The sequence below is a fragment of the Sphingomonas sp. DC4900 genome, assembly GCF_049896485.1.
Classification (GTDB): domain Bacteria; phylum Pseudomonadota; class Alphaproteobacteria; order Sphingomonadales; family Sphingomonadaceae; genus Sphingomonas; species Sphingomonas aquatilis.
This window is the reverse complement of the sequence record NZ_JAFCUK010000003.1, coordinates 137,631-150,512: the sequence shown is the minus strand read 5'-3', so window position 1 is coordinate 150,512 and position 12,882 is coordinate 137,631. Positions and strand designations below refer to the sequence as shown.

Sequence of the window (12,882 nt, the reverse complement as noted above, 5' to 3'; positions counted from 1 at the left end):
TGAAACCTCATTCAGGTTTGCTTGACCCCGCGCCGCCGGCCCCGCTATCGCCGCGGCAACGACAGGAGAGAGGCGTTGAAGAAGCTCTATCCCGATGCCGCCGCGGCCCTAGAAGGCCTGCTGCATGACGGCATGACGATCTGCGCGGGCGGCTTCGGCCTGTGCGGCATTCCCGAACGGCTGATCGACGCGATCCAGGCCTCGGGCGTCAAGGACCTGACGATCGCCAGCAACAATGCCGGCATCGATGGCGAAGGCCTCGGCAAGCTGCTGCGCAGCCGCCAGGTCAAGAAAATGATCTCGAGCTACGTCGGCGAGAACAAGGAGTTCGAGCGCCAGTATCTCTCCGGCGAGCTGGAGGTGGAATTCTGCCCGCAGGGCACGCTCGCCGAACGCTGCCGGGCAGGGGGCGCGGGCATCCCGGGCTTCTACACCAAAACCGGCGTCGGCACTTTGATGGCCGAGGGCAAGGAGGTGAAGACCTTCGACGGTCAGGACTATATCCTCGAACGCGGCATCCGCGCCGACCTCAGCATCATCAAGGGCTGGAAGGCGGACGAAAGCGGCAACCTCATCTTCCGCAAGACGGCGCGCAACTTCAACCAGCCGATGGCCACCGCGGGCAAGATCTGCGTCGCCGAGGTCGAAGAGGTCGTGCCGGTCGGTAGCCTCGACCCCGATCACATCCATCTGCCGGGCATCTACGTGAAGCGGATGATCGTCGGCAGTCCTTACGACAAGAAGATCGAGTTCCGCACGGTCCGCGAGCGGGAGAGCGCATGATGCGCCGCCTCGTCCTCGCGCTGGCCACCACGGCGCTGCTGACGGCCTGTGGCGGGCGCGGCGAACGGGTGGCGACGCTGCCCGCGCCGGGGCAGAGCTACACCGCCGACGGCAAGGTCGTGCAGATCACCCGGCTGAAGGCTTTGCCTGCGCCCGGCGGTGCCGCCAGCGCCGATACGGCCGTCGTCCCGCCGCAGTTCCAGTTCCTCTACGGTTCGGGCGAAGCGCTGGCGCTCAGCCGGCAGGCGTTCCGCGCGCTCGTTTCCTACGCCACCTATCGCAAGGCGGCGGGCGACAGCGTCGTCCTCGCACCCAATGCCACGCTCGCCGCGCCGAGCTGGACCGCCTGCGCCGGCAAGCCGCGCGCTGCCGTGTTCGACGCGGACGAAACCGTGATCCTCAATCTCGGGGTCGAGGCGCTGGCCGCGCGCGATCCCGCCGCCCCCTTCGATGCCGCGCAATGGGCGCGATGGGAGCGGACGGGCGCGAAGGCCGTCGTGGCGGCGCCCGGCGCGATCGAGGCCTTCGCCGCGCTGCGCGCCGCGAACATCGCGATCATCATCAACACCAATCGCGATGCCTCCACAGCGCCGGGCACGGTCGCCACGCTGAAGGCTGCCGGTCTCGGCGACTTCACGCCGGGGGACAATCTGTTCCTGCGCCAGGGCATCAATGGCAAGGACGCACGCCGCGCCGCCATTGCCCAACGGTATTGCGTCGTCGCGATGGCGGGCGATCAGCTCGGCGATTTCAGCGACCTGTTCGGTGCGATCGCCTCTCCGGCGGACCGCCGTCGCGCCACCGATGCGGGCGCGATCGGCGAGATGTGGGGCAATGGCTGGTTCGTCCTGCCCAATCCCGTCTACGGCACCGGGCTGAAGGGCGGCTTCGACGACGTCTTCCCGGCCGACAAACGCTGGGTCGACGGGGGTGCGCGATGAGCGACAAGCCCGTTCCGATGAACCTCGATCGCTACGCCGACATGATCGGCGGCAGCGCCGAGTTCCTGCGCGTCTGGGCCAAGCAGGACGGCCCCGTCACCTGCTTCGTCAATCCGGTGCCGATCGGGCCGGATCCCTTCGCCTTCGGCCTCGCCATGGTCGATTGCGTCCGCCACGCCGCCAGGGCCTATGCCCGTGCGGTGAACATCGACGAGGAGGCAGCGCTCGCGCGCATCTGGGAAGGGCTCGACGCCGAGCGGGCTGCGCCCACCACCGATCCGATCTCCATCACCGCCAACAGGGATGTGCATTAATGGCTTGGGACCGCAATCAGATGGCGGCACGCGCCGCGCAGGAACTGCGTGACGGCTATTACGTCAACCTCGGCATCGGCATACCGACGCTCGTCGCGAACAACATCCCCGCGGGCATGACCGTCACGCTGCAGAGCGAGAACGGCATGCTCGGCATCGGGCCGTTCCCGTTTGACGACGAGGTCGATCCCGATCTGATCAACGCCGGCAAGCAGACGATCAGCGAGCTGCCGCAGAGCGCCTATTTTGGCAGCGAACAGAGCTTCGCGATGATCCGCGGTGGGCATATCGACCTGACCGTTCTGGGTGCGATGGAGGTCAGCGAGGGTGGCGACATCGCCAACTGGATGATCCCCGGCAAGATGATCAAGGGCATGGGCGGCGCGATGGACCTCGTCGCCGGCGTCAAGCAGATCATCGTCGTGATGGATCACAATGCCAAGGATGGCAGCCCGAAGTTCATCCCCGCCTGCACGCTGCCGCTGACGGGCAAGAACGTCGTCGACATGATCGTCACCGACCTCGCCGTGTTCCGGCGGCCCGATCACGATTCGCGCTTCCAGCTGGTCGAACTCGCACCCGGCGTGACCGCGGACGAGGTCGCGGCCAAGACGACGGCTGCCTATCAGGTGGCGCTGTAACGATCGGCACGCTGCGCCCGGACGCCTGAGGAGGGACGATGCGCTGGCTGATCGGGATCGGGTTGATCGGGCTGATCGTCGGCATCCTCTACGCGACCGTGTCCGGGCCGCGATGGCTCAGTATAGCCGATGGCGTGATGGGCGGTGGCCGCGGGGTCGAGCGGGTCGCGGACGGCGTGCCGTTCGGGTCGCACGGGCAGACGCTCGACGTGTGGCGGCCCAGCGGGGCAGCGAGCCGGCGGCCCGTTGTGATCTTCATCTATGGCGGCGGCTGGGTGAATGGCGACCGCGCCGCCTATGCCTTTGCCGCGCGGGCCTTCGCCAAGGCGGGGTTCGTCGTGGTGGCGCCCGATTACCGCAAGGTGCCGGGCGTGCGATTCCCGGCCTTCGTTCAGGACGGCGCCGATGCGTTGCGCTGGGTGCATGATCACGTCGCGCAATACGGCGGCGATCCGGAGCGGATCGCGGTCGCGGGCCATTCGGCCGGCGCCTATAATGCGGTGATGCTGGCGATCGACCCACGCTGGCTGCGCGACGTCGGGCTGGCGCCCGATACGATCAAGGCGGTGGTGGGGCTGTGCGGCCCGTACGACTTCTTCCCGTTCGATTCGAAACGATCAATCGACGCTTTCGCGGGAGTAGCGGACGGCCCCGCGACGCAGCCGATCCACTATGCCCGCCCCGAATTGCCGCCCATGCTGCTGGTGACGGGCAGCGCCGACACGCAGGTGAAGCCGCGCAACGCCATTGCGTTGGCGCAGCGGCTGAAGGCAGCGGGTTCGCCGGTGGAACTGCGCAACTATAGCGGCCTCAGCCACGAGGACGTCGTCATGGCGCTCTCGGTGCCGTTCCGCGGCAAGGCGCCGGTGCTGCATGACAGCGTCGCGTTCCTGGACCGAATATTGGGGAAGGGGAGGGTGCGATGAGCTATACGTTGATCACCGCCAACCGCAATTATTCCAGCTGGTCGTTGCGGCCCTGGCTGTTGATGACGGCCCTCGGCATTCCATTCGAGGATCGGATCGAACCCTTCGCACAGGCCGACAGTTGGCAGGCGTTCCGCGCCTTCTCGCCGACGGGTCAGGTGCCCGTCCTGATCGACGGTGACCGCAAGATCTGGGACTCGCTCGGCATTGTGATGTACCTCGCCGATCGGCACGAGGGTGTCAGGCCGGCGCACGAGGATGCGCGCGCCTGGGCGCAAAGCGCGGTCGCGGAAATGCATGGCGGGTTCGCGGCGTTGCGCAACGAGCGGACGATGAACGTCGGGGTGCGTGCCGATCCTAAGCCGGGCTCCGCCGCTCTTGCGCGCGATGTCGCGCGGATCGCGGAATTGTGGGGCGAGGGGCTCGATCGATTCGGTGGACCATGGCTGGCTGGTGGCGCCTTCACCGCGGTCGACGCCTTTTACGCTCCCGTCGCCTTCCGCGTGCGCACCTATGGGATCGACGTGGGAAAGGCGGGGCGGCGCTGGGTCGATACGATCCTGGCGCATCCCGATGTCCTTCGCTGGGAGGCGGTGGCGCTGACCGAGACCTGGCGTGAGCAGGCGCATGAGGCGGATATTCGTGCCTGCGGGACGATAACGGCAGACCATCGCAAATAGGCGATCCTCCCGGCAATAATCTGTCGCACAGCCTTTCGCCGACGCATCGTTTCGGTTAACGCGAGCGCCATCATGGCATCCCGACCACAGACCCTGTACGAAAAGATCTGGAACGCGCACGTCGTCGAAACGCGCGACGATGGCACGTGCCTCATCTACATCGACCGCCACCTCGTCCACGAAGTCACCAGCCCGCAGGCGTTCGAGGGGCTGCGCGCCGCCGGGCGCCGGGTGCGCCGTCCCGAGCTGACGCTAGCGGTGCCCGACCACAATCTGCCGACGACGCCGCGCGTCGATGCCAGCGGGCGCCTGATCCCGATCGCAGACCCCGAAAGCGCGCAGCAGCTCGACGCGCTCCGCCGCAACACCGCGGAGTTCGGCGTCGACTATATCGATGCGACCGCGGCGGAGCAGGGCATCGTCCATGTTGTGGGCCCGGAGCTAGGCTTCACGCTGCCCGGCACGACGCTCGTCTGCGGCGACAGCCATACCTCGACCCACGGTGCGCTCGGCGCGCTCGCCTTCGGGATCGGCACCAGCGAGGTCGAGCATGTCCTTGCCACGCAGACGCTGCTGCTCAGTCCGTCGAAGACGATGGAGGTCCGCGTCGACGGCACGCTCGGCTATGGCGTCAGCCCCAAGGACGTGATCCTCGCGATCATGGGCCGCGTCGGCGCGGCGGGCGGCACCGGCCATGTCTTCGAATATACCGGCGACGTCGTGCGCGACATGTCGATCGAGGGGCGGATGACGCTCGCCAATATGTCGATCGAGGGCGGTGCACGTGCCGGACTCGTCGCGCCGGACGACACGACCTTCGCCTATCTGAAGGGCCGGCCGATGGCGCCCAAGGGCGACGAGTGGGAGCGGGCGGTGGCCTGGTGGCGCAGCCTCGCGACCGATGCTGGCGCGCGCTACGACAAGAGCGTTACTTTGCGCGCCAGCGAGATCGCACCGTCGCTCACCTGGGGTACGAGTCCCGAGGATGTCGTGCCGATCACCGGCGTCGTCCCCGAACCCGACAGCTTCTCCGATCCCGCCAAGCGCGAGGCGGCGCGGCGCAGCCTCGACTATATGGGCCTGACGCCGGGCACCGCGATGCAGGACGTCGCGATCCAGCACGTCTTCATCGGTAGCTGCACCAACAGCCGAATCGAGGATCTGCGCGCCGCAGCGGCGGTGGCGGATGGACGCCGCGTCGCGGATGGCGTGCGCGCGATGGTCGTCCCCGGATCGGGGCTGGTCAAGCGGCAGGCGGAGGCGGAGGGCCTCGACCGCGTGTTCGTCTCGGCGGGCTTCGAATGGCGCGAGCCCGGCTGCTCGATGTGCCTCGCGATGAACCCGGACAAGGTGCCCGCGGGCGAGCGCTGTGCCTCGACCTCCAATAGAAATTTCGTGGGACGTCAAGGACCTGGCGCGCGTACTCATTTGTTGTCGCCGGCAATGGCGGCTGCTGCCGCGGTGACGGGACGGCTCGCCGATGTGCGCGATGTGATGGGAGGACGATGATGAAGAAGGTTCTGGTGTTGCTCGTGGCCGGCGCGATGATGAGCGGCGTCGCCGCCTATGTCGCCGGTGCGCGTGTGCTCACCCATCCGGCCGCGACCCAGCGCTGACGCCGATGCAGCCCGTTACGATCGTCAGTGGCACCGCCTACCCCTGGGGTGCCAAGAATATCGACACCGACATCATCATCCCGGCGCATTGGCTGAAAACCATCACGCGCTCCGGGCTCGGCCGCGGCGCGTTCGAAACGGTACGCGCGCAGCCGGGTAACGTCTTCGACGATCCCCGCTATGCCGGCGCGCCCATCCTGATCGCGGGCGACAATTTCGGCTGCGGATCGAGCCGCGAACACGCCGCCTGGGCGCTCGCCGACATGGGCGTAAAAGCCGTCATCGCGCCCAGTTTCTCCGACATCTTCTCCGGCAACGCCTTCAAGAACGGCATTGTCCCGGTGGTGCTGCCGCAGGAAGCGGTCGACCGGCTGGTCGAGGTTGCGAGGGAGCAGCCGATTACCGTCGATCTCGAGACGATGACGGTCACGACCCCCTATCAGGATCGCTTCACCTTCGAACTCGACCCGTTTCGTCGCCGTTGCCTGATGGAGGGGCTGGACGAAGTCGGTCTGACACTGGCAAGAGATACCGCGATTTCGAAATTCGAAGGTGCGGTCGAGCAGAGCCGCCCCTGGATCGGGAGTAGGAGCGGGTATGCGAGCATTGCTGTCGACGGCGCCGGGCGGACCTGAAACTCTAGAGCTGACGGAATCGCCCGATCCCGTACCTGCCAAGGGGCAGGTCCTGGTCGCGGTGAAGGCCTGCGCGATCAACTATCCCGATGTACTGATCATCGAAGACAAATATCAATTCAAGCCGCAGCGCCCCTTCGCACCCGGTGGCGAGATCGCCGGCGTGATCGAGGCGCTGGGCGAGGGCGTCACCAACTGGCAGGTCGGCGATCGCGTGATGGGCGTCATCGGCCACGGCGGCCTTGCGAGCAAGATCGCCACCGAGCCGCAGCGCCTCTACCGATTGCCGGAAGACCGCAGCTTCGCCGAGGGCGCGGCGCTGATCCTCACCTACGCCACCACCATCCATGCACTGCTCGACCGCGGACGCCTGGCGGAAGGGCAGTCGCTGCTCGTGCTCGGTGCGGCCGGCGGTGTCGGCTTGGCGGCGATCGAACTCGGCAAGGCCTATGGCGCGCGGGTCGTCGCGGCGGTGTCGTCGGAGGAGAAGGCGGCGGCCGCCAAGGCTGCGGGCGCGGACGAGACGATCCTCTATGGCCGCGCGCCGTTCGATAAGGATCAGTCCAAGGCGCTCGCCGAACAGTTCAAGGCGGCGGGCGGCCGCGGCGGCTTCGATGTGATCTACGATCCGGTGGGCGGTGACTATGCTGAGCCGGCGCTGCGTTCGATCGCCTGGGAAGGGCGCTATCTGGTCGTCGGTTTCCCGGCGGGTATCCCGAAGCTGCCGCTCAATCTCACGCTGCTGAAGAGCTGCGATGTCTGCGGCGTGTTCTGGGGCGCGTTCGCCGCACGCGATCCGCAGGCGAATGCGGCGCATGTCGACACGCTGTTCCGTTTGTGGCGGGAGGGGCGCATCGCGCCGCGCGTCACGGAAACCTTTGCGTTCGAACGGGGTGGCGATGCGATCGCCAAGATGGCCGCACGCGGGGCGATCGGCAAACTGGTGGTCGAGGTCGGTTGACCTCGGCCACCGGGCGGGGCGGTTAGCGTACCGCGAATACGACAGCCAGGATCATCGCCCACAAAAACAGCGAGATCCCCGTGCCGATCATCACGCCGGTCAGCGGCGTGGCGCGGTGGTCGTGAGTGCCGGAATGTGTGCCGGCGGTGAGAGGCGCGTTGGTCATTGTCCTTCTCCAGCGGGCCGATCTTTGCGTCGTACCCTATATTCAATATCTCATAACCCGCTTAACGGTTCCATAACGTAGGCGTTACGTTTTACTTATTTTGCATGTCCCGTCTCGAGGGCTGAACGCGCGGCACAGCAGCGTGCGTTGCGCGGGCGGTCACCCGCTCCTATGTGGAGACCGAAACAGACCGCCCCGGGGGAAATGGCCGCGATGACGATGTTCGACGATCGGGAAAAGGCATTTGAGGGGCAGTTCGCCCGCGCCGAGGAAATGGCGTTTCGCATCACCGCGCGCCGCAACCGTCTGCTGGGCCAGTGGGCCGCGGAGCTGATGGGTTTGACGCCGGAGGAAACGGACTCCTATGCGAAGTCGGTAGTCCAGGCGGATTTCGAGGAAGCGGGCGATGAAGACGTCGTTCGCAAGTTGCTGGGCGATCTCACCGCCGCGCGTGTCGAGACCGACGATGCCACCGTGCGCCGCGCGCTCGCCGACAAGGCGATCGAAGCGCGTCGCCAGTTGATGCAGCCGGAGTAAGCATCGCGATGCCGATGGCCGCTGACGATATCGCCGCGCTGATCCGCGCCGCCATTCCCGATGCCGAGGTCGAGATCACCGATCTTGCCGGCGACGGAGACCATTATGCCGCACGCGTCGTGTCGGCGAGCTTCGCGGGCCTGCCGCTGCGCCAGCAGCATCAGGCGGTCTATGCGGCGCTCGGCGGCCGGATGGGCGGCGAACTCCATGCGCTGCAACTCAAGACCGCAGCAGCCTGAGGATAGACACCATGACCGACGATACCCACGCCCGCATCGACGCCGTCGTAAAGAACAACGCGGTGGTGCTGTTCATGAAGGGCAGCCCGCTGTTCCCGCAATGTGGCTTTTCCAGCCGCGCGGTGGCGATCCTCGACCATCTCGGCGTCAGCTACGAAAGCGTCGACGTGCTGCAGGACCAGGCCATCCGTCAGGGCATCAAGGCCTATTCCGATTGGCCGACGATCCCGCAGCTCTATGCCGGCGGCGAATTCATCGGCGGGTCGGACATCATGATGGAGATGTACGAAAGCGGCGAACTGGCGACGCTGCTGAAGGGCGAAGCCGCCGCGCAGTAAGCGCGGGCTTCGATGCCTGCCCGGCAGGATCGGGCATCGGGCGGGCGCCGTATGGCGTCCGCCTTTTGTTTGTTCGGGCTGTTGTTTGCTTGCCGGTCTGGCGGTCCGCTTAGGGAGGATGGGCCTCGCATGGCACATCTGCCGGGTGCGGGTGGGCCGGTGCGGGATACGATCCCGCGTCTGGCCCACCCTGCTGAAGCGTCGAACGCTCGGCTGCCCTGGCATAAGCAACCGGCGTGCCAATTGCGCCAACCGACGAAAATGGCTGCCCCCGATTGGTTAACGCCACGAGGCTCGCAGACGCAGCTGTAAAATTCTTCGACAAGGGCCGCGCACCGTCGCCTCTCGCGATTTGGAACAGCCACATGCCCTATTGACTACGCTCGTAATCGAAGTGATCACAGCTGTAGTCGATAGAGGAGCGTAACCGTGGCCGAACGAATCAGCGATGCCGAGCATGCGGTGATGGAGGTCCTGTGGGACGAATCGCCACTCACCGCGCAGGACGTGGCGGAGCGGGTCGATCCGGCGCGGGGCTGGAGCGCCAATACGGTCAAGACACTGCTCGGCCGGCTGCTCGCCAAATCGGCGATCGCGCATCAGGAGGATGGCCGCCGGTATCTCTACCGCCCGATCGTCGCACGGGACGATTACGTGTCCGGCGAATCGAAGCGGCTGATTGACCGTCTCTTCGGCGGCAAGCTGACCCCGCTCGTCGCCCACCTCGCCGAGCGTGACGAATTGAGCGCGCAGGATATCGCCGAAATCGAGGCGCTGCTGAAGGACCTGAAACAATGAGCGTGCTGCTACCCGGCGCGCCGTTCCTAGGTTGGCTGATCGAGGCGCTGGCCGCCTCCACGCTATTGATGGGGCTGGCGTTGGTCATCCGCCGTCCGGTCCGCGAGGCATTCGGACCGCAGATCGCCTATTCGCTCTGGGCGCTGCCGCTGCTCCGGCTGCTATTACCGCCTTTGCCGGCCGGCCTGCGGCAGGCCGCAGCCACCCCGCTCAGCCAGGCGAGCGAGACGATCACGATCATGGTCGTGGGGCAGGGCGCCACCGCGGTCGCGCCCGCCGTCGCGCCGATGACCGAAGGTGCGCCGATCGCCTGGGGCCCGATCGTCGGTGGATCCCTAGCGCTGCTATGGGGCGTCGGCGCGCTCGGCTTCCTGCTGTGGCATCTTACAAGTCATACGCGCTTCTGCCGTCGCCTGCTCGGCACCGCCGCGCACGTGGAGGAGATGCGCGGCGTGTGCGTGATCGCCAGCGATGCGGCGCCCGGTCCACTCGCCTTCGGCGTGCTCCGCCGCTACGTCGCCTTCCCGCTCGACTTCGCCGATCGCTACGATGCCGACGAGCGCGAACTCGCGCTGGAGCATGAGATCGGCCACCACCAGCGCGGCGATCTGATCGCCAACTGGGTCGCCCTGGCGGTGCTCGCGCTCCACTGGTTCAATCCCGTCGCCTGGCGCGCCTTCCGCGCCTTCCGCGCCGATCAGGAGCTGGCCAACGACGCCCGCGTGCTCGCCGGCCGCTCCGCCATCGACCGTCACGCCTATGCCTGCGCCATCGTGAAGGCGGCGCACGGCGGGGCCGTGTCCGCCGCCTGCCACCTGCACACCATCGACGATCTGAAAGGGAGAATCCGTATGCTGACCACCATGCCCCGTTCGCGTCGGCGTCTCGCGACCGGGGGTGTGCTGATGTCCGCCGTCGTCCTTACCGGCCTTGGCCTCACCGCCTCGGGCACCAGCGCTGCCAAGGCGATCAGCGGCAAGGTGGGTGATACGATCGGCGTCGACCTGCAAGCCCAGCCGCCGGCGCCGCCGGCCCCTCCCGTCGCGCCAGCGCACCCGGCACCCGCTACAGCGCCCGACGTGGCGGCGATCGCGGCCGTGCCTGCGCCGCCCCCGGCTCTCGAGGCGCCCGACGCGCCTGCCGCACCGCGGGTCCCCGCCGTGCCTGCAAAGGCTCATCGCATCGTCATCAACACGATGCAGGATGGCAAGGTCGCCACGTTCACGTCGAACGCCGATGGCCATTTCGACGATGCCGCGATCGAGCGCATGGCCGCGGATGCCCGCAGCCGCGCCCCCGAGGTCAGCTCGCGCAACTGCGCCGATGGCCGCGACGGCGGCCCGCGCCAGCTGGTGGTCCACACGACGCGTGCCGGCAAGCGCGCGATGATCGTCTGCACCAACCGGATCGAGGCGGCGGCCACAGCGGGTGCGATGGCATCCGCCCATGCCGCGGTCGTGAAGCGCGACGCGCTGCAAACGGCGCTGTCGAGCGTCATGGTGACGCGCGCCAGCATCGCCAACAACGCCAGCATCCCGCCCGCCGATCGCGCCTCCGCCCTGAAGGACATAGACGACGCGCTGGTCGAGCTGCGCAACGAGATGGCGGATATCGGCAAGGACTGACGTCCCGATCCGATACCGGCCTCGAACCTCCCCGCGCACGGTCCCGCGTGGGGAGGTTTTGCTTGCGCCCAGGGCCACCGCACGCCACATCCATGGACAATGCCCGCGCATCCGACCGGAATCCCGATCCAGCTCGAGCCGCTCGTCACGCGCGTGCTCGCGCCCAACGCCTCGCCCTACACGTATAGCGGCACGCAGACGCACGTCGTCGGCACCACCGATCTCGCGATCATCGATCCGGGTCCCGATGATCCCGCGCATATCGCCGCCCTGCTGGACGTTGTCGCCGGCCGGCCGGTGACGGCGATCGTCATCACGCATCATCATCGCGATCACAGCCCCGCCAGCCGGCCGCTTGCCGCCACCACCGGCGCGCCGATCGTCGGCCCCCGCGCGCACCATGTCGCGGACGATGCCCTGCCTTTGGATGCCGCCTTCGACGCCGATTACGCGCCCGACCGTGTGCTTGAGGAGGGCGACACCGTGAGCGGCGAGGGCTGGACATTGCGCGCCATCGCGACGCCCGGCCACACCTCCAACCATCTCGCCTATGCGCTGCCCGAAAGCGGCGCGTTGTTTTCGGGCGACCATGTGATGGGCTGGGCGACCAGCGTCGTTTCGCCGCCCGATGGCGACATGGGCGACTATATGGCGAGCCTCGACAAGCTGATGGGCCGCGACGATCGCGTCTATTATCCGGGGCATGGCGAGGCGGTGGACAATCCGCAGCGGCTGGTGCGCGGCATGCTCGGTCATCGCAAGCAGCGCGAGGGGCAGATCCTGCGCCTGCTCCGCGAAGCTCCCATGGCCATCCCGGCGATGACCGCGCGCATGTACGTCGGGCTCGATCCGCGGCTGCTCGGCGCGGCGGAGCGATCGGTGCTCGCGCATCTGTACGACCTGCGCCATCGCTTACTGGTGGAGGAGGAAGGAGACACATGGCGGATACGCGCGTGATCGATCCCGCAACGCCGCCGGCCCGCGGATCGACCGGATCGTTTCTGGGCAAGGCCGCGGGCGTCATCGTCTTGCTGGCGCTCGCCGTGCTGCTCGGCCTGTGGGCGATCCAGCGCTATGTCGAACGGCGGCTCGCGCCCGATCCCACCACGGTCGCCAGCGCCAGCCTGCAGGGATTGCGCGAACAGAACCGGCTGTCCGCCTTCGCGGCGCGCTTCGTCGCGGTATCGACCTCGCGCCAGTCGCAGCTTGGCCTCTCGACCGAAAAGACGCTGATCATGCCGGGCACTGTCCGCTACGAAGTGGACCTCGCCAAGCTGACGCCATCCGACGTCATTTGGGACGCCGGCACCAAGACATTGTCGGTACGCCTGCCGCCGGTGGAGATCGACGGGCCGCAGATCGATCTGGCGCAGCTGCGCGAATATGGCAGCGGCGGCATCCTGTCGCACGTCACCGATGCCGAAGCGCGGCTCGATACGGCCAACCGGCGGGCCGGTCAGGCGGAACTGGTGCGGCAGGCGCGCGACGCCGCACCGATGAAGCTCGCCCGCGATGCGACGCGCCGCGCGGTGGAGACCAGCTTCGCCATGCCGTTGCGCGCGGCCGGGATCGACGCGCAGGTGAAAGTGCGCTTTGCCGACGACCCGACGCCATCGGGCGAGCGTTGGGATACCAGCCGGTCGTTGCAGGAAGTTCTTGGCAACGCGGAGTGAGGCCCGGCG

The 12,882-nt window shown here is 67.4% G+C and carries 17 protein-coding genes; 16 read left to right on the top strand and 1 reads right to left on the bottom strand.

Annotation, left to right across the window (positions count from 1 at the left end):
* Nucleotides 1–75: 75 nt before the first annotated feature.
* From ACP690_RS05270 to ACP690_RS05230, 9 genes are all read left to right on the top strand, one after another.
* The gene (locus ACP690_RS05270) at nt 76–783 is read left to right on the top strand and encodes a CoA transferase subunit A (RefSeq protein WP_426260441.1); all 708 of its coding nucleotides are present in this window, start codon (nt 76–78) and stop codon (nt 781–783) included.
* Nucleotides 780–1,724, top strand: a complete 945-nt coding sequence (locus ACP690_RS05265) for an HAD family acid phosphatase (RefSeq protein WP_426260442.1) — start codon at nt 780–782, stop codon at nt 1,722–1,724. The genes ACP690_RS05270 and ACP690_RS05265 overlap by 4 nt, the downstream gene beginning before the upstream one ends.
* Nucleotides 1,721–2,038, top strand: a complete 318-nt coding sequence (locus ACP690_RS05260) for a DUF5076 domain-containing protein (protein ID WP_020486446.1) — start codon at nt 1,721–1,723, stop codon at nt 2,036–2,038. The genes ACP690_RS05265 and ACP690_RS05260 overlap by 4 nt, the downstream gene beginning before the upstream one ends.
* Nucleotides 2,038–2,679, top strand: coding sequence for a 3-oxoacid CoA-transferase subunit B (locus tag ACP690_RS05255; RefSeq protein WP_294284444.1), 642 nt, complete (start codon nt 2,038–2,040; stop codon nt 2,677–2,679). The genes ACP690_RS05260 and ACP690_RS05255 overlap by 1 nt, the downstream gene beginning before the upstream one ends.
* A 38-nt stretch (nt 2,680–2,717) precedes the next feature.
* Nucleotides 2,718–3,605, top strand: coding sequence for an alpha/beta hydrolase (locus ACP690_RS05250; RefSeq protein WP_426260443.1), 888 nt, complete (start codon nt 2,718–2,720; stop codon nt 3,603–3,605).
* Nucleotides 3,602–4,285, top strand: coding sequence for a glutathione S-transferase family protein (locus ACP690_RS05245; RefSeq protein ID WP_426260444.1), 684 nt, complete (start codon nt 3,602–3,604; stop codon nt 4,283–4,285). Before ACP690_RS05250 ends, ACP690_RS05245 begins: the two co-directional genes overlap by 4 nt.
* Before the next feature lie 72 nt (nt 4,286–4,357).
* Nucleotides 4,358–5,794 (top strand): 3-isopropylmalate dehydratase large subunit, encoded by a 1,437-nt coding sequence (gene leuC / locus ACP690_RS05240; RefSeq protein WP_426260445.1) that lies wholly within the window; start codon nt 4,358–4,360, stop codon nt 5,792–5,794.
* 112 nt (nt 5,795–5,906) lie between these two features.
* Nucleotides 5,907–6,536 carry a 3-isopropylmalate dehydratase small subunit gene (gene leuD / locus ACP690_RS05235; RefSeq protein WP_426260446.1) on the top strand — a complete coding sequence of 210 codons (630 nt, stop codon included), beginning with the start codon at nt 5,907–5,909 and terminating at the stop codon, nt 6,534–6,536.
* Entirely contained in the window at nt 6,499–7,497 is a 999-nt protein-coding gene (locus tag ACP690_RS05230; protein ID WP_426260447.1) for an NADPH:quinone oxidoreductase family protein, read from the top strand. The genes leuD and ACP690_RS05230 overlap by 38 nt, the downstream gene beginning before the upstream one ends.
* A 22-nt stretch (nt 7,498–7,519) precedes the next feature.
* On the opposite strand, the gene ACP690_RS05225 is transcribed toward ACP690_RS05230, so the two are convergent.
* Nucleotides 7,520–7,663, bottom strand: a complete 144-nt coding sequence (locus ACP690_RS05225) for a hypothetical protein (RefSeq protein ID WP_017978328.1) — start codon at nt 7,661–7,663, stop codon at nt 7,520–7,522.
* 213 nt (nt 7,664–7,876) lie between these two features.
* Between ACP690_RS05225 and ACP690_RS05220 the strand changes: the two genes are divergently transcribed.
* From ACP690_RS05220 to ACP690_RS05190, 7 genes are all read left to right on the top strand, one after another.
* Nucleotides 7,877–8,200, top strand: a complete 324-nt coding sequence (locus tag ACP690_RS05220) for a DUF1476 domain-containing protein (RefSeq protein ID WP_426256953.1) — start codon at nt 7,877–7,879, stop codon at nt 8,198–8,200.
* An 8-nt stretch (nt 8,201–8,208) separates the two neighbouring features.
* The gene (locus tag ACP690_RS05215) at nt 8,209–8,439 is read left to right on the top strand and encodes a BolA family protein (RefSeq protein WP_020486447.1); all 231 of its coding nucleotides are present in this window, start codon (nt 8,209–8,211) and stop codon (nt 8,437–8,439) included.
* An 11-nt stretch (nt 8,440–8,450) separates the two neighbouring features.
* Entirely contained in the window at nt 8,451–8,777 is a 327-nt protein-coding gene (grxD, locus tag ACP690_RS05210) for a Grx4 family monothiol glutaredoxin (RefSeq protein ID WP_017978331.1), read from the top strand.
* Nucleotides 8,778–9,206: 429 nt separating this feature from the next.
* Complete coding sequence (locus tag ACP690_RS05205; protein WP_017978332.1) at nt 9,207–9,575, top strand: BlaI/MecI/CopY family transcriptional regulator; 369 nt, start codon at nt 9,207–9,209, stop codon at nt 9,573–9,575.
* On the top strand, nt 9,572–11,200 hold the full coding sequence (locus ACP690_RS05200) for a M56 family metallopeptidase (protein WP_426260448.1): 1,629 nt from the start codon (nt 9,572–9,574) through the stop codon (nt 11,198–11,200). Before ACP690_RS05205 ends, ACP690_RS05200 begins: the two co-directional genes overlap by 4 nt.
* Nucleotides 11,201–11,299: 99 nt before the next feature.
* Nucleotides 11,300–12,157, top strand: coding sequence for an MBL fold metallo-hydrolase (locus tag ACP690_RS05195; protein WP_426260449.1), 858 nt, complete (start codon nt 11,300–11,302; stop codon nt 12,155–12,157).
* The gene (locus ACP690_RS05190; protein WP_426260450.1) at nt 12,139–12,873 is read left to right on the top strand and encodes a DUF4230 domain-containing protein; all 735 of its coding nucleotides are present in this window, start codon (nt 12,139–12,141) and stop codon (nt 12,871–12,873) included. Before ACP690_RS05195 ends, ACP690_RS05190 begins: the two co-directional genes overlap by 19 nt.
* The last annotated feature ends 9 nt before the right edge of the window (nt 12,874–12,882 follow it).